General features: G+C 51.8%; 33 protein-coding genes. 23 read left to right on the plus strand and 10 right to left on the minus strand.

From position 1 onward, the window contains the following. Positions 1 to 106 precede the first annotated feature (106 nt). The 6 genes from tsaB to CLOEV_RS07780 are packed head-to-tail and all read right to left on the minus strand — an operon-like array spanning position 107 to position 4294. Entirely contained in the window at positions 107 to 760 is a 654-nt protein-coding gene (gene tsaB / locus CLOEV_RS15985) for a tRNA (adenosine(37)-N6)-threonylcarbamoyltransferase complex dimerization subunit type 1 TsaB (protein WP_051484968.1), read from the minus strand. Further along, positions 757 to 1269: a tRNA (adenosine(37)-N6)-threonylcarbamoyltransferase complex ATPase subunit type 1 TsaE gene (tsaE, locus tag CLOEV_RS15990; protein WP_051484969.1), complete on the minus strand. Its 513-nt coding sequence runs from the start codon at positions 1267 to 1269 to the stop codon at positions 757 to 759. The genes tsaB and tsaE overlap by 4 nt, the downstream gene beginning before the upstream one ends. Next, the gene (locus CLOEV_RS07765) at positions 1244 to 2776 is read right to left on the minus strand and encodes an NAD(P)H-hydrate dehydratase (protein WP_169732209.1); all 1533 of its coding nucleotides are present in this window, start codon (positions 2774 to 2776) and stop codon (positions 1244 to 1246) included. Before CLOEV_RS07765 ends, tsaE begins: the two co-directional genes overlap by 26 nt. Before the next feature lie 2 nt (positions 2777 to 2778). Beyond that, a complete protein-coding gene (gene acpS / locus CLOEV_RS07770) occupies positions 2779 to 3144 on the minus strand; it encodes a holo-ACP synthase (RefSeq protein ID WP_008711847.1) in 366 nt (121 codons plus the stop codon). Further along, the gene (locus CLOEV_RS07775) at positions 3141 to 3896 is read right to left on the minus strand and encodes a glucosaminidase domain-containing protein (RefSeq protein WP_084482240.1); all 756 of its coding nucleotides are present in this window, start codon (positions 3894 to 3896) and stop codon (positions 3141 to 3143) included. The genes acpS and CLOEV_RS07775 overlap by 4 nt, the downstream gene beginning before the upstream one ends. A 2-nt stretch (positions 3897 to 3898) precedes the next feature. Next, positions 3899 to 4294, minus strand: coding sequence for a response regulator (locus tag CLOEV_RS07780; protein ID WP_034442963.1), 396 nt, complete (start codon positions 4292 to 4294; stop codon positions 3899 to 3901). Positions 4295 to 4755: 461 nt separating this feature from the next. Here CLOEV_RS07780 and CLOEV_RS07785 point away from each other — a divergent pair, with 461 nt between their 5' ends. Beyond that, on the plus strand, positions 4756 to 5946 hold the full coding sequence (locus CLOEV_RS07785; protein ID WP_034442966.1) for a tyrosine-type recombinase/integrase: 1191 nt from the start codon (positions 4756 to 4758) through the stop codon (positions 5944 to 5946). 319 nt (positions 5947 to 6265) lie between these two features. On the opposite strand, the gene CLOEV_RS07790 is transcribed toward CLOEV_RS07785, so the two are convergent. From CLOEV_RS07790 to CLOEV_RS07800, 4 genes are all read right to left on the minus strand, one after another. Beyond that, positions 6266 to 7324 carry a hypothetical protein gene (locus tag CLOEV_RS07790; protein WP_034442969.1) on the minus strand — a complete coding sequence of 353 codons (1059 nt, stop codon included), beginning with the start codon at positions 7322 to 7324 and terminating at the stop codon, positions 6266 to 6268. Positions 7325 to 7400: 76 nt separating this feature from the next. Then, positions 7401 to 7652 (minus strand): hypothetical protein, encoded by a 252-nt coding sequence (locus CLOEV_RS16415; RefSeq protein ID WP_218915512.1) that lies wholly within the window; start codon positions 7650 to 7652, stop codon positions 7401 to 7403. A 114-nt stretch (positions 7653 to 7766) separates the two neighbouring features. Beyond that, positions 7767 to 8303, minus strand: coding sequence for a PH domain-containing protein (locus CLOEV_RS07795; protein WP_034442973.1), 537 nt, complete (start codon positions 8301 to 8303; stop codon positions 7767 to 7769). A gap of 123 nt (positions 8304 to 8426) precedes the next feature. Beyond that, the gene (locus CLOEV_RS07800) at positions 8427 to 8771 is read right to left on the minus strand and encodes a helix-turn-helix transcriptional regulator (RefSeq protein ID WP_034442977.1); all 345 of its coding nucleotides are present in this window, start codon (positions 8769 to 8771) and stop codon (positions 8427 to 8429) included. Positions 8772 to 8954: 183 nt separating this feature from the next. Here CLOEV_RS07800 and CLOEV_RS16420 point away from each other — a divergent pair, with 183 nt between their 5' ends. The 22 genes from CLOEV_RS16420 to CLOEV_RS07910 all read left to right on the plus strand — a co-directional run bounded on the left by CLOEV_RS16420 (position 8955) and on the right by CLOEV_RS07910 (position 23991). Then, positions 8955 to 9185, plus strand: coding sequence for a helix-turn-helix domain-containing protein (locus CLOEV_RS16420; RefSeq protein WP_169732211.1), 231 nt, complete (start codon positions 8955 to 8957; stop codon positions 9183 to 9185). Between the two features lie 266 nt (positions 9186 to 9451). Then, positions 9452 to 9889 carry a hypothetical protein gene (locus CLOEV_RS07805; RefSeq protein WP_034442980.1) on the plus strand — a complete coding sequence of 146 codons (438 nt, stop codon included), beginning with the start codon at positions 9452 to 9454 and terminating at the stop codon, positions 9887 to 9889. Between the two features lie 14 nt (positions 9890 to 9903). Beyond that, a complete protein-coding gene (locus CLOEV_RS07810; protein WP_034442984.1) occupies positions 9904 to 10284 on the plus strand; it encodes a MerR family transcriptional regulator in 381 nt (126 codons plus the stop codon). Positions 10285 to 10465: 181 nt separating this feature from the next. Beyond that, on the plus strand, positions 10466 to 10690 hold the full coding sequence (locus CLOEV_RS07815) for a hypothetical protein (RefSeq protein ID WP_034442987.1): 225 nt from the start codon (positions 10466 to 10468) through the stop codon (positions 10688 to 10690). Beyond that, complete coding sequence (locus CLOEV_RS07820) at positions 10687 to 10914, plus strand: hypothetical protein (RefSeq protein ID WP_034442990.1); 228 nt, start codon at positions 10687 to 10689, stop codon at positions 10912 to 10914. The genes CLOEV_RS07815 and CLOEV_RS07820 overlap by 4 nt, the downstream gene beginning before the upstream one ends. Beyond that, positions 10898 to 11071 carry a hypothetical protein gene (locus tag CLOEV_RS16795; RefSeq protein WP_156938382.1) on the plus strand — a complete coding sequence of 58 codons (174 nt, stop codon included), beginning with the start codon at positions 10898 to 10900 and terminating at the stop codon, positions 11069 to 11071. The genes CLOEV_RS07820 and CLOEV_RS16795 overlap by 17 nt, the downstream gene beginning before the upstream one ends. 71 nt (positions 11072 to 11142) lie before the next feature. After that, positions 11143 to 11646 carry a putative metallopeptidase gene (locus tag CLOEV_RS07825; RefSeq protein ID WP_034442992.1) on the plus strand — a complete coding sequence of 168 codons (504 nt, stop codon included), beginning with the start codon at positions 11143 to 11145 and terminating at the stop codon, positions 11644 to 11646. Positions 11647 to 11884: 238 nt separating this feature from the next. Then, the gene (locus tag CLOEV_RS07830) at positions 11885 to 12694 is read left to right on the plus strand and encodes a ParA family protein (RefSeq protein WP_034442996.1); all 810 of its coding nucleotides are present in this window, start codon (positions 11885 to 11887) and stop codon (positions 12692 to 12694) included. A gap of 382 nt (positions 12695 to 13076) precedes the next feature. Then, positions 13077 to 13451 (plus strand): hypothetical protein, encoded by a 375-nt coding sequence (locus tag CLOEV_RS07840; protein ID WP_034443002.1) that lies wholly within the window; start codon positions 13077 to 13079, stop codon positions 13449 to 13451. Between the two features lie 9 nt (positions 13452 to 13460). Further along, positions 13461 to 13655 carry a hypothetical protein gene (locus CLOEV_RS07845; protein ID WP_034443005.1) on the plus strand — a complete coding sequence of 65 codons (195 nt, stop codon included), beginning with the start codon at positions 13461 to 13463 and terminating at the stop codon, positions 13653 to 13655. A 4-nt stretch (positions 13656 to 13659) separates the two neighbouring features. Further along, complete coding sequence (locus CLOEV_RS07850; protein ID WP_034443007.1) at positions 13660 to 13896, plus strand: hypothetical protein; 237 nt, start codon at positions 13660 to 13662, stop codon at positions 13894 to 13896. Then, the gene (locus CLOEV_RS07855; protein ID WP_034443009.1) at positions 13897 to 14265 is read left to right on the plus strand and encodes a hypothetical protein; all 369 of its coding nucleotides are present in this window, start codon (positions 13897 to 13899) and stop codon (positions 14263 to 14265) included. After that, complete coding sequence (locus CLOEV_RS07860) at positions 14249 to 14437, plus strand: hypothetical protein (protein WP_034443011.1); 189 nt, start codon at positions 14249 to 14251, stop codon at positions 14435 to 14437. The genes CLOEV_RS07855 and CLOEV_RS07860 overlap by 17 nt, the downstream gene beginning before the upstream one ends. Then, positions 14428 to 15960, plus strand: a complete 1533-nt coding sequence (locus CLOEV_RS07865) for a DNA cytosine methyltransferase (protein WP_218915513.1) — start codon at positions 14428 to 14430, stop codon at positions 15958 to 15960. Before CLOEV_RS07860 ends, CLOEV_RS07865 begins: the two co-directional genes overlap by 10 nt. Next, positions 15961 to 16662 carry a phosphoadenosine phosphosulfate reductase domain-containing protein gene (locus CLOEV_RS07870; RefSeq protein WP_034443017.1) on the plus strand — a complete coding sequence of 234 codons (702 nt, stop codon included), beginning with the start codon at positions 15961 to 15963 and terminating at the stop codon, positions 16660 to 16662. It begins immediately after the preceding gene. 145 nt (positions 16663 to 16807) lie between these two features. Then, positions 16808 to 17683 carry a helix-turn-helix domain-containing protein gene (locus tag CLOEV_RS07875; RefSeq protein WP_034443021.1) on the plus strand — a complete coding sequence of 292 codons (876 nt, stop codon included), beginning with the start codon at positions 16808 to 16810 and terminating at the stop codon, positions 17681 to 17683. Continuing rightward, on the plus strand, positions 17676 to 18536 hold the full coding sequence (locus tag CLOEV_RS15995) for an ATP-binding protein (protein ID WP_084482248.1): 861 nt from the start codon (positions 17676 to 17678) through the stop codon (positions 18534 to 18536). The genes CLOEV_RS07875 and CLOEV_RS15995 overlap by 8 nt, the downstream gene beginning before the upstream one ends. Positions 18537 to 18548: 12 nt before the next feature. Continuing rightward, positions 18549 to 19076 (plus strand): hypothetical protein, encoded by a 528-nt coding sequence (locus tag CLOEV_RS07885; RefSeq protein WP_034443024.1) that lies wholly within the window; start codon positions 18549 to 18551, stop codon positions 19074 to 19076. 370 nt (positions 19077 to 19446) lie between these two features. After that, the gene (locus CLOEV_RS07895; RefSeq protein WP_034443029.1) at positions 19447 to 20055 is read left to right on the plus strand and encodes a tyrosine-type recombinase/integrase; all 609 of its coding nucleotides are present in this window, start codon (positions 19447 to 19449) and stop codon (positions 20053 to 20055) included. A gap of 358 nt (positions 20056 to 20413) precedes the next feature. Continuing rightward, positions 20414 to 21715, plus strand: a complete 1302-nt coding sequence (locus tag CLOEV_RS07900; protein ID WP_034443033.1) for a site-specific DNA-methyltransferase — start codon at positions 20414 to 20416, stop codon at positions 21713 to 21715. Continuing rightward, the gene (locus CLOEV_RS07905) at positions 21708 to 22259 is read left to right on the plus strand and encodes a hypothetical protein (protein WP_051484972.1); all 552 of its coding nucleotides are present in this window, start codon (positions 21708 to 21710) and stop codon (positions 22257 to 22259) included. Before CLOEV_RS07900 ends, CLOEV_RS07905 begins: the two co-directional genes overlap by 8 nt. After that, on the plus strand, positions 22162 to 23991 hold the full coding sequence (locus CLOEV_RS07910) for a terminase gpA endonuclease subunit (RefSeq protein ID WP_084482250.1): 1830 nt from the start codon (positions 22162 to 22164) through the stop codon (positions 23989 to 23991). Before CLOEV_RS07905 ends, CLOEV_RS07910 begins: the two co-directional genes overlap by 98 nt.

Here is a 23991-nt window from a genome sequence, read left to right on the forward strand (position 1 = left end):
ACGCGATTGGCATAACTCTTCGTATTATGCCAAAAGTTGTGAATTTATTCAAGGAAAAGATTAAATTCTTTATTTTCTGATAACTTAAAAATATTGCGAACATTTATCAATCGCACGGCCCGATGTCAGGCTCACGCAGATATTGTCCGCGGACGTCGCGCGGCGAGACCGCGTTGTCCGAATAAAATTCGCCCATGAGGGCACATGCCGCTCCGTCGGCGCTCTCCCGCTCTATCACGGCATGGCCGCATTCCCGCAGTCCGGCGTACTGGCCGATGTCGGGAGATACGATCGCCGCTCCCGGATATCCTCTCAATATTTCTATCAGCGCGTCCTCGGAAACAAACCGGGGAGATACAAGGGCGCGTCCATACAGCGAATCGTATACCGCGGCATAGCAGTGACCGCGCTTTGCTTTGAAAACAGGCGCGAGGCAATCGTGTCTCTCCTTAAGATCCCAAATAAATATTTCCAGCGACGACAACGGCACCACCGGTACGCGCAGCGCCTCGGCGAGTGCCGCTCCATAGGCGATACCGGCACGGATCCCCGTATAATAGCCGGGACCTGTGCCGACCGCGATACGATCTATCTCGGCAAACGTGATCCCCGCCTCTTCCAAAAGTGCCGCCGCGATGACAGGCAATTCTTCCGACTGCCTGCGCCCAAGTTCCTGGCTGCTCCCGCCGGCCGCTTTCCCGTCTATCGCGAGGCCGACGTTTGTCCATCGTCCGGCACAGTTTATCCCCAGTATCTTCATTTCGTCATCCCCATCGATTTTATCTCCTCGGCAAGCCGCTCAAAGGCCTCGCGCGGTCCGCCGCCATGGCGGGTAAAGGTTAACATTCTGGATTCACTGCCCCCGGGGGCCGTCTCAAATTCAATATCTATCCTACCGTTTTCCGGGGCCTCCGGCCACCGGTCCGCCCACTCAACGACCGCCGCATAGCCATCTTCGAGGTATTCTTCTATCCCAAGCGAATCTATCTCCACCTCCTCTTCCAGCCGGTAAAGGTCGACGTGAAGAAAAGGGACCGTGCCCTCGTATTCGCTCATTATAATGAACGTCGGACTCTTTACGCGTTCGTATCCCAACGTATGGCCGATACCCTGGGCAAGCTTTGTCTTTCCCATTCCCAGCGTTCCCTTGAGCAGGATGAGAAGCCCGGGATATACGACCCTCCCCAGCGCCGTCCCTGCAAGGTAAGTCTCTTCCGGGCCGTCGCTAATAACGGCGAAGCACTTATCTGAGTATCGCTGGAATTTCATCCGCTATCTCCCTTGCGAATGCGCCGCGCAGCCCGAAGCGGGCCTCCAAAACTTCGCCCGCGGCGCCGTGAGCCAAAGCCCCCGCCGTCGCGGCATCGGCGATCGAAAGTCCGGCGGCGATAAAGGCGCCGATTATCCCGCTCAACACATCGCCCGAGCCTGGGACGGCGAGCGCGGGCGAACCCGTGCCGATCATCCGTAACGGCCCGCCCGAGGCAATCAGAGTGTTTCGTCCCTTAAGCAGAGCCTGCCCCGTCTTAACGGCAAGTGCCTTGACGCAATCCGCGCGCCCCGCATCTACTTCGGCGGGAGACAGGCCAAGAATACGCCCTGCCTCCGCGCTATGCGGGGTCAGCAAAACGTCTTCGCGCGAGGGGAGCCCTGCCCCGCTTTGCGCGAAAAACCAGAGCATGTCCGCGTCAAGCAGCATCGGCAGCCGGCAGTTTTGCCAAAGCCAGGAAAATAATTCTCCGACCCCGTCGGAGCGTCCGCAGCCCGGGCCGGCGACAAGCGCCGCGCATTTAGGCAGACATTCGGCAAGAACGGACACAGCCGGAGCGCTCTCGACCTCGCCGTTTCTCGTGGCAAGCGGCAGGACGATGACCTCCGGCATCTCGGCGGAAAGGTGCGGCGCTATGAAATCCGGCACCGCCATAAAAACGAGCCCCGCGCCCGCGCGCAGAGCGCCTCTGGCCGTAAGCAGCGGCGCGCCGCGATAGCTGCCGCTGCCCGAATATATAAGCAGATTGCCGCGGTCCGTCTTATGTATGCTGCGCGAAACTTCAGGCAGCAGGTCGTGCAAATCATCCAGCCCCCAGAGACTCAGAACAGGCTTTTGGGGCAGTATGGCATTAGACGGTATGCCGATATCCGCCGTTATTATCCTGCCGCAGGCCTCCAACGCCGGCAGGAAGGCCATTCCGCGCTTGGGTGCCAGGAAGGTAACCGTCTCTGCGGCCTTCACACAGGGATCGTAGACAGCTCCGTTTTCCGGATCGATGCCGGAGGGGATATCCAGGGACAAAATCTTTTTACGCCCCTCCAAAAGCCTTATGAGACGCGCGGGCTCCTTACGCGGAGCTCCCGCCGTCCCGGTCCCGAGCAATCCCTCTACGATACAGCCGGCGCCGTCAAGCAGCGCCGATATCTCGGAATCGATCAGCTTCGGCGTATCAAAAATCCGCAGGCGGCCACCATTCAGCCGTCTCAGTATCGCAAGATTTACGGCGGCGTCGTTTCTGTAGGCTTCGTCGGCGTCGCTTTTCAGCACCGTTACCTCCGCTCCGCCGATGATGAGGTGGCGCGCCGCGGCAAAGCCGTCGCCGCCGTTGTTTCCGCGCCCCGCCAACACCACAAAACTGCCCTTTGGATCACCTGACAGCCTGACGGCCTCACGGGCGGCGTTTTTTGCGGCATTCTCCATCAGCACCACGGACGGCACGCCATATTTATCGGCGGCGATAATGTCCGCTTCACGTATATCCGCAGGCAAATAAAAATTTTTCACCGTCATCCCTCCAAAACGACCATGGCGGCGGCCATGCCCGACTCATGCGAAATGCTAAGAAAAACTTGGTTTATTCCCTCTTCGTCGAGGCGGCTCTGAAAGTCGGCGCTGAAATTGAAAATAGGCCCTTTCTCAGTGCGGATGACCTCGCAGGCATCGAGCCCCATCTTCCCCAGCCCCCAGCCCCCGGCCTTGGCCAACGCCTCTTTTGCGGCAAAGGCCGCCGCATAGTGCAGCGCGGCGTCCGCCCTGTCTCCGGCATACGCGATCTCGTTCTTTGAGAACAGACGTTCAACAAAGCCAGCGCGCGCGGCGGCCTTTTTCATCCGCTCTATGTCGCATAGATCGATACCGATGCCTTTAATCATGATCCGCCTCCCAGCGCCCTCTCAACGGCTATAATCTGCCACTCCTCAAGTATCCCGAAGCCCTTCGCGGTCTCAAACTGTCTGTACAATTTCCTTTTCCATGAAGGACCGTATACCTCCGGTGCCAATTTTACAGCCTTTACAGCGAGTTTTTCAAAATATCTGTGATCCGTGGCCCATTTTCCATACCTTCCTTTGTACAGGCCGCCAAGGTATCCCCATATATTATTATTATGCTTCGCCGAAAGAGGATAGTCATCCCTTATTTTCCGGGAATAATCGCCGAGGAACTTCTTCAGCGACCCATACTTTCTGAATGAGGACGCAACCATCATACTCTTTCCGCCGACGCGCTCCTCGCTCTCCGTATCGATATACGGCATGCCCAGCATCTTCCAGGCGCTGTTTGCCTTTATCCCCGCGCCATTGTTGCCCTCGCGCCAAAGGCGGCTCTGCCAGTCGCCGGTCTCATGCGAACAGTGAACGGCGGCTCCAAATGGATTTACACTCTTATACCTTTTCGCCGCCCGGTAAAAATCTACCGAGGAAAAAGCCTCGGTTCTCCAGGGGACGGACAGCAGGCAAAACAAAATGCAGAACAACACACCGCGGCATAAAACGAGATAATGATGTTCCGCATTCGGGAAATATCGATTTTTTAGTTTTTTAAACCCGTCCGATAACACAAAAAACTGCCGCTCAATTTGATAAGAGATTCTATAGCCTGTCGATATTATGCACCGAAAATCCATATTTACGCTTTTATCAGCGCAGCCAGGATATTGTACAGGTTTGTCGGGTCTACCGGTTTGGCAAAATGGGCGTTCATTCCGGCCGCCAGAGAGTTGTTCCTGTCCTCGCCGCAGTCCTTCGCGGTCATCGCAATTATCGGTATCGTTCCGGCGTCGGCCTTGCGGCTGGAGCGAATAGCCCTGGCCGCGTCAAGACCGTCCATTACCGGCATACTGATGTCCATCAGGATCGCGTCAAAGTATCCCGCCGGCTCATTAAGGAACAGCTCAAGCCCAGACTTGCCGTTATCCGCATGTACCACGGAAATGCCCTCATGTTCAAGTACCTTTATAGTGATAGAGGCGTTTAAAGAGTGGTCTTCACATAGCAATATACGCTTTCCGGTCAGTGCAACCATATAAACTCTTCCTTCCCATGACGTAATGTATGATTACTCATAAACTCCATAATTAAAATTATACCATTTTTTACAAAATGGTCATCATCTATGAGCGGAAAATCCTACGCAGATGATGGACAAGCGCCAATACCCGACGCTGTGGCACTTACTTTGTCTTTTTAATTTTACAGCAGCCAGACGATAGGCCAGAAAGATAAAAGGACCTTCGGAAAACTCCGAAAGTCCTGTGATAGCGATGGTGGGCGATATTGGGTTCGAACCAACGACTTCCACCGTGTGAAGGTGATTATATGTAAAACAACGGGAAATGCTACGTTTTCATTATTATCATTTTTGTTGATTACCACAGAGTTTATTGCGTTCTATGTTTTATTGTCTTTTCCCCTGTGTTATAATTTTTCCAGAAAAACAGTAGCCAATCAGTAGCCACTCTATTTCTGGAATCAGGGGGAACGAAAATGAAAACAAAGCTCACCCAAACCATGATAACATCACTAAGCCTCTCGGAGAAGAGGACAGTGTACCGCGATTCTCAAGTTCCGGGGCTAACTCTGCGAGTTGGCGCTACGGGCAAGAAGTTTTATCTCGACTATAAAATAAACGGGAATCGCCGATGGTATCTGATCGGAGACGCGGCTTATATGAAACTGGATGAGGCCAGACGCGAAGCCCATGCCTTTTTAGGTATCCTTGCCACAGGCAAAGACCCGCTGGCCGTGCCCGAGCCACTTATGACATACAAGGCCCTGCGGGACGATTATTATGCTCCATGGGTAAAAGAGCACCGTAAAAGCGGCGCTGAGACCATCAAGGGACTTAAGCGGTATTTCGCCCAATTTGACGATAAAGCAATCAACGAACTTACGCTTGCAGACATGGAGGCGTGGCGTCGGGAGATGCGTGAGAAGAGGCATCTTAAGTCCGCCACGCTAAACAGGTCGGCGGGGTATTTAACCTCCATGATCAACTGGGCTGTAAACAAGAAAATCATATCTTCCAACCCTATAGCCGACCTTGAGCACCTGAAGGAGACAGATTCTAAAAAGGCTTGGCGCTTTCTGTCGAAAAACGAGATCGTTATTTTGAAGGAAGCGCTAGCCGCCAGGGACAAGCAGGTGCGCGACGGTGCGAAAAAGTGTATCTATGATATCCCTTTGCCTGGAGCTTACCCCGACCCTCTAACTCCTATGGTACTGACGGCGTTATATTCCGGCATTCGCTGGGGCTCCCTGGTTGCTCTGCACTGGCATAGCCTCGACCTCACGCATGGCAGCATCTACCTCGAGGCCGACGATACCAAATCTGAGGACATGCAGAGCATCCCTATCAACGGCGCTCTCTTAGCCGTACTTCATGATTGGCAACAAGAGTTCCCTTCTGCCCCCGGCGATCTTGTTTTTCCGGCTCCGAAGGGCGGAATATTCTATAACGTCAACGCTGCGTGGTATGAACTGCTTGCCGACGCAGGCATTGGCCATCTGCGCTGGCACGACTTGCGCCACACCTTCGCATCGCAGCTCGTAATGGCCGGTGTGCCGCTCAACACCGTCCGCGAGCTGCTGGGACACAAAAACATAAAAACGACCTTGCGTTACGCTCATCTGGCACCGCAGGGGCTAAAATCGGCTGTTGAACGCCTGGTGGATTGAAATTTTAGTTGTAGACGGAACTGCGGTGTCCAATCTTCACCACGAGAACAATAAGGCGTCCATATAACATTAAGATAAAATTTTTTTCTTTTGTGGTGCTGTATTCAAGCTTCGTGATATTTCCAAAACATGAAAACGACCCTGAGTTACGCGCACCTAGCGCTACAGGACCTAAAATCCACAGTCTAGGTACTAAAGTAAACCACCGCTTGACAAACATGTTGAAAAAGGAGAAATTACTTGCGAACATTTGTGAAAGTAATTTCTCTTTTTTGGGTCAAACGGTAAAGTGTTTTTCTGGTTAAACTTAAGAGCGTTCCTAGATCCAACCGGCCTGGTTCATCATCAGTACAGCGGTCTCCGCGACGCTATATTTTTCCTTTTTATTCTCAAGAAAGAAATCATCTATGGCTATGGCGAGCTGTTCTGCATATGGCTTTATGGCAGCCACGACTTCAGGAGTGTTAGAGGTTTGAGGAATATTAAGATTGAGTTTCTTGTCCTTGTAGAATTTAAAAATATAGTCGGCGCAAGTGGATATTCGGTTTTGATGAGATGCCTTTAACCAGTCCGAGGAGCTTTTATCATGCAGCGTTCCACACTGATACCATTCTTTTCCGACTTCATTTCTAGGAATCGAATATCCCATATCTGCGAATCTTTCTGCGTCAGGGCCTGGCCATCCTTTTAGAAGACCCTCCATCATGATATTGCCCGCCTCTTTTTCAGTGAGCTTATTCTTTTTACGAAATTCGGCTTTTTGTTCATCAGCGTTAAAGTCCGGGTCTTTTAATGCAATACGTTCAGCAAGAATCGAATTGCTATAAAAAGCCTTCCTCTTTTTCTCAGGCATCTTCCCGACTATAAATTTTGACACATCTACAAAATAATAATCTGAAATGTCGGGTTCTCCGTTACCATTTCCTTTATCGCCAATATCAATGGTACCAGCAGCAAGACTATTAAAATTTTCAACCTTATCATGGAAAGCATTTACCCATACTCTATCTACTTTCTCCTCTTCTTTTACTTTTTTAGCCACATGTTCAAGCACCTGTCCAAGCTGCTCTTTAGTCAACCCAAGCGGGACGGTAATTATTACTTGCCGTCTGGAATAATTGAGCATATTTGCATTTTTTACGGCAAGCATCGTATAATGCTTTGAAGGATCAAATGAGGGCGCTGGAGCTTTTTCAGGTTCGGCGGCGGTCTTTTCTTGTACTGGTGCAGGAGCGGGAACATTATTGTTCGCCTTCTCGTTTTTAGGTGGTTCGGGCAGCAATGACCCAACAGCAGAAAAAACACATAAAACGATGAGCAAAATACCCCACCATCTTTTATACCACGGCTTTGTCGGAATAATTTTTAACTCTCCCATTTATACCTCTCCTATACGACTACAATGATTTTTTAAATGTGATATCCACTAATGCTATCGCGTGTGCAAGTAAGTTTCATTGCGGCGGCCTGCATTTTTTGCAGGGGCCGTATCCTTGGTCTTTGGCTTCTTTGAGTGTGATTTCAATTTTTGATCTTGAAAGACTTCCGCATCCGTCCCTGTGATATTTTGCGCCGGTGCGAGTAATGTAGACAATCGTGTTGCTCGATGTTGCTGTTGGTTGCGGCGGCGACGCCACGGCTATTGCAGAGGCAGACAATATAAAAAGCAAAACAAGGAAAGCGAAAACTTTGATATGTTTCTTCATAGCTACCACTCCTATATTTAGATGTAACCTGCACTTGCAGGGTGTAGCCTAATATTTAGGAGGTACTTACTATGTTGACAATGTTGAATTTTGTTTAAAACATATCCCAAAAACTCAGTTCAGCAATTTAGCCTTTGCCGCCACATACTCTTCATCTGTTAAAAGCCCCTTTTCTTTCATACTACCCAGCCGTTCCAATTTTGAAATAATATCATCTACAGGTGCTTTACTTCCCACAGCAGTAGGATTAGTATGCGTATATTGATTATGTATGTGGTTGGATATAATTTCATTCATTTTAGAAACGTCGGCCTTTGCAATGTTGTCAATAATGACATCCCCCGATGATGTTCCAATAGAAATTTTTCCCATTAACATGCCGAGTTTATGAGAAATAGAGCTTATCTTATCGTAAGGGTACTCAATTTGTTTTAATCCGTAAATAAACCCCTTATCGAGAAAAATGAGGCGCATGTTTGTTGCTGTAATGAGCCATGTATTGCCGTCTGTGAACCCGCTTGTCAGAAACAATATCTCTTCGCTTTCGCGCATTATCTCTGGCAAAAAAGCAATTTCTTTTTTGGTACCAAATGAATCGAATAGGCCAACTGATTTGATTTGAGCGTCCACAACATCTTTTGATAATGCCATAAAAATCACTCCTATATTTAATAATAACCTGCAAGAGCAGGGCGTAGCCTATATAGAGTGGAGATATTATTATAGTGGTGCGGCTTCTCTCATATTTTTCCAGCAAGCTTCAAAAGATGATATCTATCCAGCGCTTTTTTTTGATGTTTTGGCACGGTATTTCTGATAACTAAGATAGCCAGCAAGCTCTTCTTTACCCTTTTTATCTAAGCCTCTAAAAAGTTCGATCAAATCCTCTTCCTCGGCAGACAATATAGTAGACGTTCCCTCCAAAGGTGGCGTTGGGGCAGCAATAAGATCCGCATACGCGCAATTTAAGACTTCTGCTAATTTTTCACCAGTTTTCCGCGTAAAATTGGCGTCCTCCGATTCAATCCTGCTGATAGAGCGGAGTGACACGCCACTTATTTCTGCTAACTGTAACTGTGTCAACCCTTCTTTTTCTCGAAATTCCTTTAATCTATTCACGATATCACCATTTAAAAGGTACTATAACATGCAATATTTTGCAATAGAAAGATATTGATAGTTAATTTTAATAAAAGTGTAATATATTGCTTGACTTTTAGGCAATATATTCATATACTACAAACACGCAACATATTACTATTGCATAAATTAATATATTGCATGTTAGAAGGAGGGATCAGATTGATAAACGCAGAAAAACTTCGCACGAGAAGAAAGGAATTAGGCCTAACGCAGCGCACTCTTGCGGACAAAGCAAAGATTGCCTGCAGGAACTTGGCGCGGCTCGAAAATAACGAAGGCGATACCACGACAGGAGTACTTCTTTCTCTTGCAAAAGAGCTTGATTGTAGTCCTTTAGATTTGCTTATTGATGTTTCAAACCCTACCCCGCCCCTGCCACGAACGGGCTAAAAGCAGGGGCGAAAAGCCAAGACAAGCCCACGCCACAGGAGATCGCGGCGGAGATCGCCGCGTTTCGTGACGCGATCAACGCTCTTTTCCCCGAACTGTCCGACCGGGACGCCTACGCCGACATCTTACTCGACCTGAAAGACAACGGCCGCATCGACGCCCCGGAGATGAGGGCAAAGATCGAAAGAGGCATCAAAGCGCTGGAAGCATCGCTGGCGTAAGGGCAACGCCGCACTATGACAGCTGAATAGAGGGGAGATTGGCTTATGAGGTTGCGGACGGTCTTTGAACAAACCGGCTGGCGGCGGCCGTATCCGCAGGTGCTGTGTATGCGGTACGAAACGCTCTGCAAGATAACGGAGTATGGTTACGACCTAAGCGACGCCAGCTTCGTAGATTACGCTCGCCGGCGAGGATGTCTGAACGCGGCGTTCAGAGAAGGAAGCGCCCTTCGTGAATATGTGCGAGATCATTGGCGCACGCTGGAGGAGTTCCTTGCCGACAATCGCATCGATATCACGCACGCGCAGCTTTACAAGGGCAAACGGCATAAATATACGCACGAGGAGATACTTGGCAGCTGGAAGATCGTATTAGTGGCCAGAGCGCACTTACAGGACTGCTGGGAGGTCTGGCACATGTCAGCGGCGGAATGCAGGCCCGTACCGCCGGCAATGCAGCTTGGACAGACGACATTGTTCTAGAAAGGGGTGAGGATATGGAAAGCATCGTAGCCGTCCAGGTAGCGGACGCGACAGCAATATACGCAAAGCTTGACGAGCTTTGCGAAAAAGTAAACCTACTGCTAGCGGAGCGAGACTCCCCCGTTCCGACCGGCGCTAACCCAAACAGCATGACGACGGCGGAGGCGGCCGTATATCTGGGGATGTCAAAGGGGCAGCTCAACAAGAGCCGCATCAAAACGGCGAACGCCTGCGACGGGCCGCCATACCACGCCACCGGCGGAAAGGGGTCAAAGGTTTATTACGTGAAGTCGGAGCTGGACGAGTGGCGCGCCGCCTCAAAGATAAAAGCGGGGCGCGTCATGACAAAGATGGAGCAACGGCTCGCCGCGATAGAGCGCGGCGGAAAATCATGAAAGGAAGGACGAAATGAAGTGGAGGGAATAGCTTGCATTTTGGGAAGTATATTCGCGGCGGCGGCGTTGGTCTGCACATATATGCTTGTTGGCTATGTGCTGCGGGCGCGTGAGAGGGAGCGGAAGCTACGGAGGTTTTTGTACATCGAAGACCAGCGGAATAAAAGGAGGCGGGGTGGCGATGACCACTAGGGGGTGTGGACGTTCAAAATATATATCCCCCAGGCAAGCGATAATCCTTGCCTGCTACAGCGCAGGGATGTCCCGGCGCGATATAGCAAAGAAATTAAAAATAAACATCAACGCTTTAGAGTGTGCCGAGAATCTCATCTCGGACTATTTCAAGGAATATGAGATGGCTGACTGCGCCCGAAAGTGGCAGCAGGAAAGGAGCAATGCAAAATGAGCGGTGCACCACTTAGAGATAAGATAGAACACGATGTGTATCTGATAGATATGCTTTTAATGGATATAAAGGACGGCCTCACGCGCAAAAAACCCCTCCCGCTTAGACAATACGCGCGATGCATAAGCACTGTCGCTGATTCGATGTATGGTGTGCTTGACATGTATGAGGAGCTTCGGAATTCTGACAATGAAGAGGATGGTGAAGATGATGGGCAAATATGAATACGCGGCAATGATCCTCGATTACCTCTGCGACGGCGATCGTCGCATGTTAAACGAAAAGGCCAGGAATATTGGCTCTATAGCCACAATCGACCAGATGGGAATGCTTGCGGCATTAGCAAACAAAGAACCCTCCGGCGTTGGCCAAAGGGCGTAAGGGAAAACCGAACTTCATTAGGCGGCAGTCACAACCTGCCGCCTCAGATTATAACATAGGGAGGCACTAATATGACAGTGAGAACAGACGCTGAATTTGATTATGAAATCGCAATCGATAGGATTCGCCCCATTGCGGAGGCCCTCGTCAAAAAGTATGACGAACTGCACCATATCGACCCCGATAAGATACTCTTTGTCGTAAACCACAAAAGCGTAGGCAGCCGTAAAAAAGTAGTGCTCGCGAGGACGAGCTTGGTACCGCCGAAATGGGCGGAGCTGCTCTACCAGCTTGGAGGCCGCTCATATTTTTACATGATCGAATTTATAGCGAAGACAACGGCGGCGATGGACGAATCGCAGATGATCGCGGTGGTTTATCGCGAACTGCGCAAAATCGGACCGGAGGGCGAGATACTTACCTATGACGTCCAGGACTGGTGGCAGATATTGATGGGGCTCGGACGCAAATGGTATTACCCAGAAAATTCGTGCCCGAACCTGCTTGATGATTCCGTCGACTGGCGTAAGCTCATGGGCACCTATTACGAAGATATCCGGCATGAGCCTGATTGAGATACTGAAATCCTGTTTTCGCTCCCGCGAAACCACACGCCCGCTCCGACCGGACAAAGCGAGACCGGCAGCTTGCGTCAAATGCGCCGACTGCCGGCACTTTGACCGGCCAGAGCGAATGAATACCTTCTGGCTCTCAAACCTGCGCCGCTGCGGCGCGACCGGCGAGATGCGCTGGAAGGGCGACGACGCCGAGCGATGCCCGGCATTTGATTTTTACGATCGGAGGCGGCAATAAATGACAAAGATTATCGCCATAACAAATCAAAAGGGCGGCGTCGGGAAGACGACCACGGCCCACAATCTGGCGGCGGGGCTGGCACGTTTCTACAACCGCGCCGTCCTGCTGGTTGACCTAGACCCGCAGGGCAACCTTACCGCCGCCGCGGTGCCATTTACCACGGATATTGAGAAATTTCGCAATATATATGACGTCCTCACTGGCGCTGCGCCGATGCACAACGAGGAGGACAGCGCCTACAGCGCCTCAGTCTGCACTACCAGCATCATTGGCGACAACGCGGTACAGATATCGCCTTATTCGCCGAAGCTCGCATACATCGACCTTGAGCTCGGCTCAAAGCCCGGGCGGGAATACAGGCTAAAAAAGGCTCTCGCCATGGTAGAGCCATTCTACGACTATATCATCATCGACACGCCTCCGGCGCTGGGGCTGCTGACCCTCAACGCCCTGACGGCGGCCGACGAGGTGATCATCCCCTGCCAGGCGGATATCTTTTCTCTGCACGGGATGGCACAGCTACGCGACACGATAGAAACGGTGCGAGAATACACAAACCCTAAAATACGTATCGGCGGCATCCTGCTCGTGCGCCACAACCCCCGCACGGTACTGAGCCGCGATATCACCGTCACAGTCGTACACGCCGCGGAATCCCTCGATACAAAGGTATTCAAACGCACCATTCGCGAATGCGTGGCGCTGCGCGAGGCGCAGTTGAACAAAGTCGATATCTTTACCTACAAGATGGATACCAACGCGGCGATGGATTATTGCGAATTTGTCGGCGAGGTGTACTACTCATGAAATCGTTCAGGGACAACCCCGCGCTGCGTTTTCTGACGCCTGCTTCCCCGGAAGCCGATCCGGTAAATGAAAGAGATGTTGCGCCGATACCAGCACAAGCACCGGCGCAAGCACAAGCACCGACACAAGCGTCAGCACAAGCACAAAGAGACTGCCTTACGAAACGCCTCCCCATCATGCTCGACCTGGCCATGTATCAGGGGGTATGCAATGAAGCCTCTCGCCAGCGTGTGAGCTTAGCCGAGCTTGTACGCCGGGCACTGACGGAATACTTGCGGGAGCGAGAGTGACAAGATGGGTAAACGATATCTATATCGCGACCGTATCTTGTATATAAAAGCATATCAATCGGTGAACAACGTAAATTACGCGCCGTTTTTTATTGACCTTAAGGGATACGCGCGCCTGTTCCTTTTCCGCGGAGAGCTATTCATACGTCAAAGAATGGAAGACGCGCAGGCCGACCTTGACGCCTTCGCGCAGAAAAGAGGGCTCCGTGAAGCAAAAGCCAAGTAAAGAACACCCGATACTCTTCAGCGCGCCGATGGTCAAAGCCCTGCTCGAAGGCCGTAAAACGCAGACGCGCAGGCCGCTGAAGCCGCAGCCGGAAAATTGCCAAGTACGGCAGGAAATCGGCGACCCCCGTTGCCCTTTTGGGAGCGTCGGGGATCGCCTTTGGGTGCGCGAGACGTACAAGATCGTGCCCGCGGCCGCCGGCGATCAACGCCACCGCGAGGAGACTGGGGCTGAACTATAAGAGGGCGGCATGGAACGCTATGTAAGACAAAAGATAGAAACGACGATGGACGGCGAGATGTGCGCGCCGGGGTGTTACTTCTACTCCGAAAACCGGCGCAAGCCCATCTGTTGGCTTGGGCGAGGGAGCGAACGGCTCCGCGAAGGATGTCGGACGGCGCTTTGCAGATATATGGAAGAAAAAAGAGGAACGGAGGAAGCATAATAACATGATAGAAGGAAAATTAATCTTGCTCGACAACGTCCCCCCCGGTTGCTGCTCTGAGTGCGCTGCTAATCATGCTCCGGACATCCCGCACAACAAAGACAGCTTATTTTATATGTACAAATTTTACGCAAAAAACGGTCGCTGGCCAACATGGAAAGATGCTATGGCACATTGCCCAGATGAGGTAAAGGCGCTGACTATTAAAGCGCTTAAAAAGCATGGAATTGAGGTGGATTAGATGCCGCATGACTTTGAAAAAAATTATCCGTTGCCGTTTAGGGCACATGTCTTTCAAGAAAAGCTTTTAAAAAAACCTAAAACCCTGATGGTCTATGCGAGGAATGGTTACTACATTTTTTCGTCCCGCATCGAAAATAGGTTTGACGTGTTTAAGTATATGGTATCCTGCGCGAACCTCATGCCGGAGGCGGCGGAAGCGCTGAAAACGGCGCAAGGCGCACTGGAGGCAGTAAAAAGCTCACCGCTTTGTAATTTCTGCTCCGATATTAGTCTGTGCGAAATCTGCGATGTACGAATAGCACTGGATAAGGTGGCTTCCGTCCTCGCGAAGCTCGAAGGAGCAACTGTGAATGAAAAGCAGATATGAAGAAATCACGCGAGATCTGGGGATAGAAGGATTCGCGATGTTCCTCCGCGATTCCGCGAAAGAAAAATGCGAATTCTGCGAATATAAGGATGATGAAGATAAATGCCCGACAGGAGATGTTACTTGCAAAGACGGCATCAAAAAATGGCTGGAGGGATCGGATTGGGACTAATAGTTGACAGCTTTGCCGGCGGCGGAGGCGCGAGCACCGGCATCCGTATGGCTACGGGACGCGATCCTGATATAGCAATCAACCACAACGCCGAGGCGATGGCGATGCATAAGGCCAACCACCCCGGAACGCGGCACTACATCGAGGATATATGGGGCGTTGACCCACTCTCCGTTACCGGCGGCGAGCCGGTTGATCTGATGTGGCTGTCGCCAGACTGCACCCATTTTTCCAAGGCTCGCGGCAGTGCGCCGAAGTCTGACCGCATCCGCGGGCTGGCGTGGTCGGCGGTAAAGTGGGCGCGCCGCGTTCGCCCCGCCGTTATCGTGCTGGAAAACGTCGAAGAATTCCATGACTGGTGTCCGCTCGACAAACACGGAAAAGCAAAGATGCATCTCCGGGGCATCACCTTCGCAAAATTTGTGCGCCACCTGCGCCGCGAGGGATACTCCGTCAACTGGCGCGAGCTCGTGGCCTGCGACTACGGAGCGTCGACCTCGCGCAAGCGTTTCTTCCTCGTCGCGACCGCCGACCGCACGCCGGCGCAGTGGCCGAAGCCTACACATGGCCCAGGGCGGAAACCGTACCGCACGGCGGCGGAGTGTATCGACTGGTCCGTGCCAGCGCCCTCCATCTTCGAGCGCAAAAAAGAGCTTGCTGACGCTACCAAGCGGCGCATTGCGAAGGGGATCATGCGCTACGTGGTACGCAACCCCAAGCCCTACATCGTGGCGAAAGATAAAGCTCCCTTTATCACGGAACATGCCAACGCCTCGAAGCAGCGGAACTTTGCCGCCGACGACCCTCTGCGTACCCAATGCGCGCAGGTAAAAGGCGGACATTTCGCCCTCTGCGCCGCGTTTTTGCAAAAATACCATGGCGCGCACAAAAATGGAGGAGGCGGGTTTCGGGGACAGGGGCTTGACATACCCCTTGCCACGCTGGACGCATCAGGCCGCTTCGGCCTCTGCACGGCGATCATCACCAAGCACTATACAAGCGACGACGTGGGACGCAAAGTAGATCAGCCCCTGCCTACTATCACGGCTAACGACCACAACAGCCTCACCGTCTGCCACCTCATGCGCCAGTTCGGGACGTCGACAGGCACGGCGCTCGACAACCCTCTAGGCACGGTCATGCCTCAAGGCGGCGGCGGTAAATCTGGGCTTGTGGCCGCCCTGATGGTCAAATACTACGGCAGTGAGCGAGGCGGAGAGCCGCTGTCCGAGCCGATTGACACGATAACGGGCAAAGACAGGTTCGGCCTTGTTACCGTGGAAATAGAGGGAGAGCCGTACATCATCACCGATATCGGCATGAGGATGCTCACGCCGCGGGAGCTCTTCAACGCGCAGGGTTTTCCGCGGGACTATATCATTGCCCCTATTTACAACGGCAAGCCCCTCACCAAAACCGCGCAGGTGCGCATGGTCGGCAACAGCGTATGCCCACCGGTGGCCGAGGCAATCGTCAAGGCCAACTGCGGCTTTATGACGCGGCAAGAGCGAGAAGTGGCGTAGATGTCCAAATACATTGCTAGTGTTAGTTGGGGCAAGGATAGCCTCTGTATGCTCTTGCTCCTGATCGAAAAACAATATCCTCTTGATGAGGTTGTTTTCTTCAACACAGAGATGGAGTTCCAGGGCGTCTATGACACAAGAGATAGGGCTCTTCCTCTTCTGAAGAAACATGACATCACCTATACAGAGCTGTATCCAAAAGACCAATTTCTTTGGAATATGCTCGATAGGCCCGTAACGGGAAAGAATGGCAATGTCCACAAAGGTTACTCATGGTGTGGTGGCCCATGCCGCTGGGGAACGACCGAGAAGCTTCGCGTTTTGGATGCTCATTGTAAGGACTCGTTTGTATACGTTGGCCTCGCTCATGATGAAAGAGAGCGACTGGGGAAAAATCGAGCAGCCAACAAGATATTCCCTCTTGCGGAATGGAAAATACCCGAGGGGCAGGCCCTTATCCACTGCTACCAACGTGGTTATTGGTGGGAGGAAAACGGAGTGTGTCTCTATTCTCTGCTGGATCGTGTTTCTTGTTGGTGTTGTTCGAACAAAAACCTCAAGGAATTACGAAACTATTATAATTACCTCCCTTATTATTGGGAGAAGCTAAAGGATCTGCAATCCCGTACTAGCCGGCCATTTAAGCGCGGGGTATCGTTGCTTGAGTTGGAAGATCGGTTCCGGCAGGAGTGCAGTAGATGAGTCAGTCGGCCTACCACCGTAAATATAATCATATGCCCAGCGATCACGAGCTGGGGGTCTAGTCGCTACGGAACTTAGAAAAAATAGGGATGACTGATGTTTCGTGGATTCTGGATGATGGTCGGGAGTGAAAGGATGAAGAACAATGACGTCGGATGAAGCCATCCTGCAAATACAAGATGATCGCGGTTTCTGGTTCGCGGCCGTTGACATCTGCGTTCTCCGCGACAAGACCCTTTCTTTTAACGCGAAGGGGGTTTATGCCGTGTTGGTCGCCTTTGTCAATATTGGCACCAAGGAGTGGGCGATTAAAACAGAGACCCTCGCGGCGGAGTGCGGCGTCAGCCGCCGCACCGTAATGTACGCGCTGAAAGAGCTTGTAGAGCATGGGTATATCGAGAGGAAAAAGCGTCATGCAGATGGGCATCAAATTGCCTCGATATATAAAATTATCGGTCATAAAGCAGCGTGCAATATACGCACTCTGCCGAAACAGGAGCAGCTTGATGAGCCAGCGTGCAATATACGCACTCAGCAGGGTGCAGAATATGCACACCAATTACAAGAACCAGAGTCTTTAAATAATACTTTACCTTCGGTAAAGGGGGCTGACGCCCCCGAGGCAGCGTCGGAGGATATCAGGCTAATCGATAAAATCCCTCTGGCGATGCGTCCGACGGCGGAATATCTATTGCTCAAAACGGGGCGCAAGGGCCTAATCCCCTCGGAGGTGGGCTCTCTGCTGGCGCTTGAAAAAATCCACCTGCCAGCACGCATCCAGCAGGAGATCAATACCGCCGTAAAGCGGTTCGCCTCGCGAGGGCGGCCATTATCCGGCCTTACCGCTGACTATCTTTACGAGTCGCTTCGGCACCAGAACTCGCGATCGGCGAGGAAAAAAGCGCCGCCGGACAACGGCGCGGCGCAGGCACAAGTACAAGCACAAGCACAATGGCAGGAAGACGAGCACGACAAATATTTATTTGAAAAATTCGGGAAGGGGGTTGAGCAAATTGAGTGAATACGCAAAAAAGCTTGAAATACTTGAATGGGTGCGGCAGTCTTGTCCCCAAGCCTCCCTGTGCGACATCCCTGACGATACTATGGAGCTGGAAATCGCAATGGAACAAAAAGACTGCTATCGACATTGCCCTGGGATCTCCGCATGCAAACATTGCGGGTATATATCTCTGCCGGTGTTGTACCCCTACACCGTGTCGCGCCCGCCCTACTACAAGACCGCCTGCGCTCCCTGCAAGGTGCGGGTTTTGGCGGCAAAAAAAGCGGCAATCGAAACTTACGTGAAAAACTGCGGTATACCAGCTCGCTTTAAACAGGCGACATTTGCGAATTTCACTACCATACGGCGCGCGCCTAAAATCGGGCTGGCAAAGTCAATGGCTCAGGACTGCGTAACGCAGGAGCTTGCCCTTACCCTCATGGGCACGCCCGGCACGGGGAAAACCCATCTTGCCGTGGCTATGGTTCACGCCTGGCTGGCCAAAGGCAAATCAGCGGTTTTTATCCCGGTAGTATCTCTGCTCGACGAAATAAAGCGCGGATACGGCCCCTACTCGCCGCTGCCGAAAATCGAAGACGCCATAAAATGCGCGGATTTTGTCGCCCTCGACGACCTCGGCGCTCAAAAAGACAGCGATTGGGTAACAGAACGCCTTTGGGAGCTGATCGACCAGCGCTACCGTGAACGAAAGCCGATCACGATCACGTCTAACGCCGGAAGTAAAGATCAGCTTGTAACAATGGCCGGCGACCGCGGACCACAGATCGTAAGCCGCCTGACGGACGAAACATTCGGGCATTATCTAGTGCTTAACGATATCGATTATCGCAGCATAGAGCCGAAGAATCGCTAAGAGGAGGACGCGATGCCGCAAAAAACGGGACTCGAAAAAACTATTGAATTTCTGGAGACGATCCTCTCTTTCGAGAATGGCGTCGCCGTCCTTCTCGGGGTGGCTCCTATCCCATCTGTAGAAGATATGTACAACGCGCTTAAAAAGCCGCAGGCCGATTGCGGCGTGCGTGTGGATGGCGGCGCGTCTGTGTATATGGCGGAGGCTATGCTTATGACCGTGGAACCGATAGAAGCGACTGTCCAGAGTCTCGGAGGCTGGGAAAACATTTGGAGACTGACGGAAAAATACAGAGAAGAATATCCGCAGATGTGGAATAAGCTAGTGCCGCTCGCCAGTATGCTGCGGCCTGGCGGCATCATCCGCGACGGTGAGGGGGGCATGAGCGCCGTCCTCTCTCGTCGCTTTGATGGAGTGCGGGGAAAGACGCTCCGCCGCTGGAAAAAGAGGATTATAAAATCTCTGGCGATACATCTGCTTTCCTGGGCATATACGGATGGCTATAATATCTCTTACTACCCAGATAAAAAACTCAACTGACAAGTGAAAAACGGGTGTCCGCACTAAGGACCTTGCTCTGTCCTTGTCAAGGCATATAATGTTATCATTCGATATGTTTCAACATTAACGATTCAGGGCCTTTTGCCGGCACTCGGCAAGGGCCCTTTCACTTATTATGGAGGTGTTGTGTTATGCCGGTGGATATTGAGCGCGAAGTCGTGATATGGTGTCGCCTGTATGGCCGCCGCCGGCGGGTCGGCAGCTCAAACGCCTTTTGTTCCCCTATCCCCTTCGATGCAATCCCGATAATCAGGTGCCTCGAATGCGATAAAAAAATTATGATGAAATGGATTCAAAAACGCCTTGACCGCAACTGGCCGATAGGCAAAATAACGGCGGCGTGCGGGGGATGAACAAAACCGTCCCGCTACGCACAGAACCTGAGATACATTCCTTCCTGGCTTGTCTTAAGAGGTGGAATGGTAATTATTATATCGCGGCTTTGATCGGCATCAATTGGGGACTGCGGTGCAGCGACATATTGGCTATGCAGGTAGGCGACGTTATTGCGGGCAGCGGCAAGCGCGTGCAGATCATCGATCGCCTGAAGGTTAACGAAATAAAGACCGGTAAAGAGCGGCACATTTTTGTAACGGACAAAATGCGTAAAGAGCTGCGTGACCATATCAGGAGCATAAAGGGCTGGACAATAGAGACGCCGCTGGTACTGTCACATAAAAAAAACCCATCCGGCGGGGCAAAGGCATTATCACGACAACAATTGTGGCATGTCATCTCAGTGGCCGCCGCAGAGTGCGGTATACGCGGGGATGTAGGCACACATTCCCTACGCAAGACTTACGCATACCAGGCATGGAGAAATGGTACGCGAGTAGACGTTATCCAAAAAGAGTTCGGCCACGCATCCATAGAGACAACACATAGATACGCCTGCATCCCCAACGAAGAGCAGGAAAAAATCTATCGCAGAGTTGATTTTTCAGGCAGCTCACACTAGAAACCGAAACGCTTTTTCTGTGGATATGTGTATAACCCAGAAAATCACTTTAGTACGTTAAAGTTTTGTGGATAACTCATATTTTATACGCTTTAGTTTGCTAAAGTTTCCGCTCCACCGCTTATTTTATCGTTCACGGAAAAATCTTACACAATACTAGAAACGTAAGATTTAGACACGAGGGTTCGTGTCAGCATCATAAGAGCTAAATGTCGTAGTGGAGGGCCTCCACGGCAATCGCGGGTCCTTCTGGGGCAAAGGGGGCCTGCGGGGCTGGCGAGGCGCGGGGTTTCTGTACAAAAATTCAGGTTACCCCCCGTTTCGGTTTCATACAAAGACGGAAAGGAGAGATATAAGGATGGAAATTGTCTTTTTGAACCCAAGTACATTGTTACCTTATGCCAACAATTCACGCAAGCACCCCGAGAAGCAGATACGCAAACTGATGGCCTCGATTCAGGAATTCGGATTTCTCATTCCTGTTTTTATTGACCGCAGCGGAACGATTATCAAGGGCGCTGGAGCCACGGAAGCCGCCGTGAGACTTTGCCTTGAATCTATACCTTGTATATATATTGACACACTGACCGATGCGCAAAGGCGCGCATATATCATCGCCGACAATCGCCTTGCCGAAGATTCTGAATGGGACAAAGAAACGCTTGCCGCCGAGATGTTGCGGCTTCGCGATGACTTCGGCCTAGATCTCTCGATTACGGGTTTTGAAAACCGCGAAGTGCTGACCCTAAGCCTAGACTCAGTGGAGGGGTTTTCTCCTGAGGATGGCATACCGGACATGGAGCCAGCCGTTGTTTCGCGCCCGGGCGACGTCTGGCTTTTAGGTGCACATAGCATCATTTGCGGAGATTGCACGGACCCGGCTATCGTTGAACGGCTATTTGACGGTAGCCGCCCTCACCTCATGGTTACCGATCCTCCGTATGGGGTCAAATATGATCCTAAATGGCGCATGGATAACGGGCTCTCAAAATCGAAAAGGACCGGCACGGTGCTGAATGACGACCGTGCCGATTGGCGCGAGGCATGGAACCTGTTCCCTGGGGATGTCGCTTACGTTTGGCACGGCTCTTTGCATGGCCGCACCGTCGCAGAAAGCCTTGAAGTAAATGGTTTTATTTTAAGAAGTCAAATAGTATGGATTAAACCGAATCTGATACTGAGTCGTGGCGATATCCACTGGCAGCACGAGGTATGTTGGTACGCCGTGCGTCGCGATGAAACTGTATGCCCAGAGCTGCCGGGGTATTGCGGTGACAGTTATCAAGCTTGCTGGTACGCCGTGCGCGAAGGCGAGATATCCCATTGGCAGGGATCGCGGAAGGTATCCAGCGTTTGGGAAATAGATTTCAGCGGCCAAGATGAGAAAACTATACATGGTACGCAAAAACCTGTGGAGTGTATGAGGCGCGCAATCCTGAACAGCTCGAAGGTAAACGATATGGTATATGACCCATTTTCCGGGTCCGGTACAACCATTATTGCCGCGCAGTCTTGCCGGCGCAGGTGTCTTGCTGTAGAGCTTGATCCCGCATACGTGGATATGGCCGTGCGGCGTTGGCAGCGATATACATCCCAGAGCGCGACACTCGCCGAATCTGGCAAAACGTTCGACAAATTAAGGCGGGAGCGGCGTGAGTGATGTCGTGGGGGGCAATCTTTACTCTAAAAAGATTATCGCAGAACTCTTAAATCTCTCAGAACGTCGAGTCGAACAGCTTGCTCAAAAGAAAATTATCCCCAAGGCAGAGCGTGGCAAGTACGATCTTGGTCCAACCGTAAAAGCCTACGTAATGTACCTCCAGCAAAAACTCACTGGCGGCGGCGAGGCTATCGACGTTTCAGAGTTTAAGGACAGGCTGCTTAAGGCCAAGGCGCTTGAGCAGGAGGCAAAGGCACGCCTGCGTGAAATTATGAAGCTGGAACGCGAGGGAAAGGTAATTGACCGCGCCGAGGTTGTGGAACAGTGGGCGGCGCGCTGCGTAGAGCTTAAATCCGCATTGCTTTCCATTCCCATGCGTGTGGGTTTTCGCTTCCCCGACCCTGAAACTCGCCTAATAGTTGAAGAAGAAATGGAAATGGCTATACATGAAATCCTTGAAACGTACAGCAGAAACGGTATTGGCAAAATGGACGACGGCGGAGCTTCGGGCGCTGGCACCGCCGGAGAAAATAAGTGTGAGTGAATGGGCTGACCATAACAGGGTGTTGACATCTGAGTATTCGGAATTGTCTGGTCCGTGGCGCACGGACCGGACTCCATATTTACGGGAGCCGATGGACAGCTTCCGATCTGCCGGCGTAATAAAGATTTCTCTAGCTTTTGCCACCCAGCTCGGAAAGACGGAATGCGAATACAACATGATAGGCTACGCCGTGGACCAGGATCAGGGAAGCATGCTATATGTTTTGCCGACGGATACGCTGGCGAAGGATATTTGTAAAGGGCGTTTTCGGAGCTTTATCCGAAATTGCGCTGCGCTGCGGGAAAAGTTCGATTTTGAACGCTCTGAAATTCAGAGGCTCTATTTTCCCGGGATGGAAATCGCTTTCGTGGGCGCGAACAGCCCATCACAGCTCGCCTCTCGCCCTGTGCGCTATGTTTTCTACGATGAGGCCGACAAGTTCCCGCTGCGCGCCGGCGACGACGCCGACCCATTCAAACTGGCCGCCGAACGAACAAAGACATACTATCGCCGTAAAGAGGTCGAGGTGTCCAGTCCGACATATGATTCCGGCCATATATGGCGATCGTGGTTGGAAGCGGACGTGCGCAAACGGTATTTTGTCCCCTGTCCGCATTGTAACGAATTATTTGTAATGCGCATGAAAGATATCAAGTGGCCGGAAGAGATGAACGCGCTCGCGCCGTCGATACGCTTAAAAAGGGTCTCGGAGGAGGCGTGGTGCGAATGCCCGCACTGCCGCCGCGCAATATTTGACAAACACAAGCATATGATGCTGCGGGCCGGAAGCTGGCAGCCGGTTGAATACGATAAAAATCTGGAAGACTGGGTAATGAGCCCGCAGAAAATAGCCCGTCCCCGGCATGTCGCTTATAACCTTTCAACGATATATTCGCCGTGGAAGCGCTTCGGAGATGTGGCGAAAGAATTCCTCGAATCAAAGGACAAGCCTGAAAAACTGATGAACTTTGTAAACGGCTGGCTTGGCGAGCCGTGGGTGAATCAGGCAGCGCGGATGCGTTCGGACGTCGTGCTTGAACACCAGCTGGAGTATGAACGCGGGACGGTTCCCGAGGGCGTCCTGATGCTGACGGCGGCAGTGGACGTCCAGAAAGATCACTTCTGGTGGTCTGTCTACGGTTGGGGCGAAGGGATGACGAGCTGGCTGGTCGACTTCGGCGGCGGCCCGGGAATCTGCGAAACATGGATCGATATCGAGAATGTATTAGAACGGGAATACCGGCAGGCAGACACGGGCGAGACCTTCCGAGTCTTTTTCTCGCTTATAGACTCCGGTTTCCGGACGGAGGAAGTATATGAGTTTTGCCTTGAACATCCAGGCCTGACATGCCCTTCAAAGGGGCTTGATGAGACCTCGGCGAAAGGCATCCCCTATCGCATCGGTGTGATCGACAAGATGCGTTACACGGAGTTGAAGCTCTTCCTGCTTGATACGGAATTCTACAAAGATTTTGTATACGGCAGGCTGGCGCGAGCGCCTGGCGAGCGAGGAAGTTTCAGCGTCTTTGCTGGATGTCCTCGCCAGTTTGCCGATCAGCTCTGTTCGGAGCATAAGGTAACGGAATACGACCGCAAAGGGCGCGCAAAAGGGCTATATAAAACCATCATGAGCGGGATTGACAACCACCTGCTGGACTGCGCGGTCGGCAACTTTGCGGCAGCGGAGATCGCCGGCGTCCGCACGTTGCGGGCGGACGAGGAGGATGATTGA

Origin of the sequence: Cloacibacillus evryensis DSM 19522 (assembly GCF_000585335.1) — a bacterium.
Taxonomy (GTDB): Bacteria; Synergistota; Synergistia; order Synergistales; family Synergistaceae; genus Cloacibacillus; species Cloacibacillus evryensis.

Excerpts from the sequence above, each read along its gene's own strand:
- tsaB (WP_051484968.1), bottom strand. The coding sequence starts at position 760 with ATGAAGATACTGGGGATAAACTGTGCCGGACGATGGACAAACGTCGGC.
- tsaE (WP_051484969.1), bottom strand. The coding sequence starts at position 1,269 with ATGAAATTCCAGCGATACTCAGATAAGTGCTTCGCCGTTATTAGCGAC.
- acpS (WP_008711847.1), bottom strand. The coding sequence starts at position 3,144 with ATGATTAAAGGCATCGGTATCGATCTATGCGACATAGAGCGGATGAAA.
- CLOEV_RS07775 (WP_084482240.1), bottom strand. The coding sequence starts at position 3,896 with ATGGATTTTCGGTGCATAATATCGACAGGCTATAGAATCTCTTATCAA.
- CLOEV_RS07780 (WP_034442963.1), bottom strand. The coding sequence starts at position 4,294 with ATGGTTGCACTGACCGGAAAGCGTATATTGCTATGTGAAGACCACTCT.
- CLOEV_RS07785 (WP_034442966.1), top strand. The coding sequence starts at position 4,756 with ATGAAAACAAAGCTCACCCAAACCATGATAACATCACTAAGCCTCTCG.
- CLOEV_RS07790 (WP_034442969.1), bottom strand. The coding sequence starts at position 7,324 with ATGGGAGAGTTAAAAATTATTCCGACAAAGCCGTGGTATAAAAGATGG.
- CLOEV_RS16415 (WP_218915512.1), bottom strand. The coding sequence starts at position 7,652 with ATGAAGAAACATATCAAAGTTTTCGCTTTCCTTGTTTTGCTTTTTATA.
- CLOEV_RS07795 (WP_034442973.1), bottom strand. The coding sequence starts at position 8,303 with ATGGCATTATCAAAAGATGTTGTGGACGCTCAAATCAAATCAGTTGGC.
- CLOEV_RS07805 (WP_034442980.1), top strand. The coding sequence starts at position 9,452 with ATGAGGTTGCGGACGGTCTTTGAACAAACCGGCTGGCGGCGGCCGTAT.
- CLOEV_RS07810 (WP_034442984.1), top strand. The coding sequence starts at position 9,904 with ATGGAAAGCATCGTAGCCGTCCAGGTAGCGGACGCGACAGCAATATAC.
- CLOEV_RS07815 (WP_034442987.1), top strand. The coding sequence starts at position 10,466 with ATGACCACTAGGGGGTGTGGACGTTCAAAATATATATCCCCCAGGCAA.
- CLOEV_RS07820 (WP_034442990.1), top strand. The coding sequence starts at position 10,687 with ATGAGCGGTGCACCACTTAGAGATAAGATAGAACACGATGTGTATCTG.
- CLOEV_RS16795 (WP_156938382.1), top strand. The coding sequence starts at position 10,898 with ATGATGGGCAAATATGAATACGCGGCAATGATCCTCGATTACCTCTGC.
- CLOEV_RS07825 (WP_034442992.1), top strand. The coding sequence starts at position 11,143 with ATGACAGTGAGAACAGACGCTGAATTTGATTATGAAATCGCAATCGAT.
- CLOEV_RS07830 (WP_034442996.1), top strand. The coding sequence starts at position 11,885 with ATGACAAAGATTATCGCCATAACAAATCAAAAGGGCGGCGTCGGGAAG.
- CLOEV_RS07845 (WP_034443005.1), top strand. The coding sequence starts at position 13,461 with ATGGAACGCTATGTAAGACAAAAGATAGAAACGACGATGGACGGCGAG.
- CLOEV_RS07850 (WP_034443007.1), top strand. The coding sequence starts at position 13,660 with ATGATAGAAGGAAAATTAATCTTGCTCGACAACGTCCCCCCCGGTTGC.
- CLOEV_RS07855 (WP_034443009.1), top strand. The coding sequence starts at position 13,897 with ATGCCGCATGACTTTGAAAAAAATTATCCGTTGCCGTTTAGGGCACAT.
- CLOEV_RS07860 (WP_034443011.1), top strand. The coding sequence starts at position 14,249 with ATGAAAAGCAGATATGAAGAAATCACGCGAGATCTGGGGATAGAAGGA.
- CLOEV_RS07870 (WP_034443017.1), top strand. The coding sequence starts at position 15,961 with ATGTCCAAATACATTGCTAGTGTTAGTTGGGGCAAGGATAGCCTCTGT.
- CLOEV_RS07875 (WP_034443021.1), top strand. The coding sequence starts at position 16,808 with ATGACGTCGGATGAAGCCATCCTGCAAATACAAGATGATCGCGGTTTC.
- CLOEV_RS07885 (WP_034443024.1), top strand. The coding sequence starts at position 18,549 with ATGCCGCAAAAAACGGGACTCGAAAAAACTATTGAATTTCTGGAGACG.
- CLOEV_RS07895 (WP_034443029.1), top strand. The coding sequence starts at position 19,447 with ATGAACAAAACCGTCCCGCTACGCACAGAACCTGAGATACATTCCTTC.
- CLOEV_RS07900 (WP_034443033.1), top strand. The coding sequence starts at position 20,414 with ATGGAAATTGTCTTTTTGAACCCAAGTACATTGTTACCTTATGCCAAC.
- CLOEV_RS07910 (WP_084482250.1), top strand. The coding sequence starts at position 22,162 with ATGAAATCCTTGAAACGTACAGCAGAAACGGTATTGGCAAAATGGACG.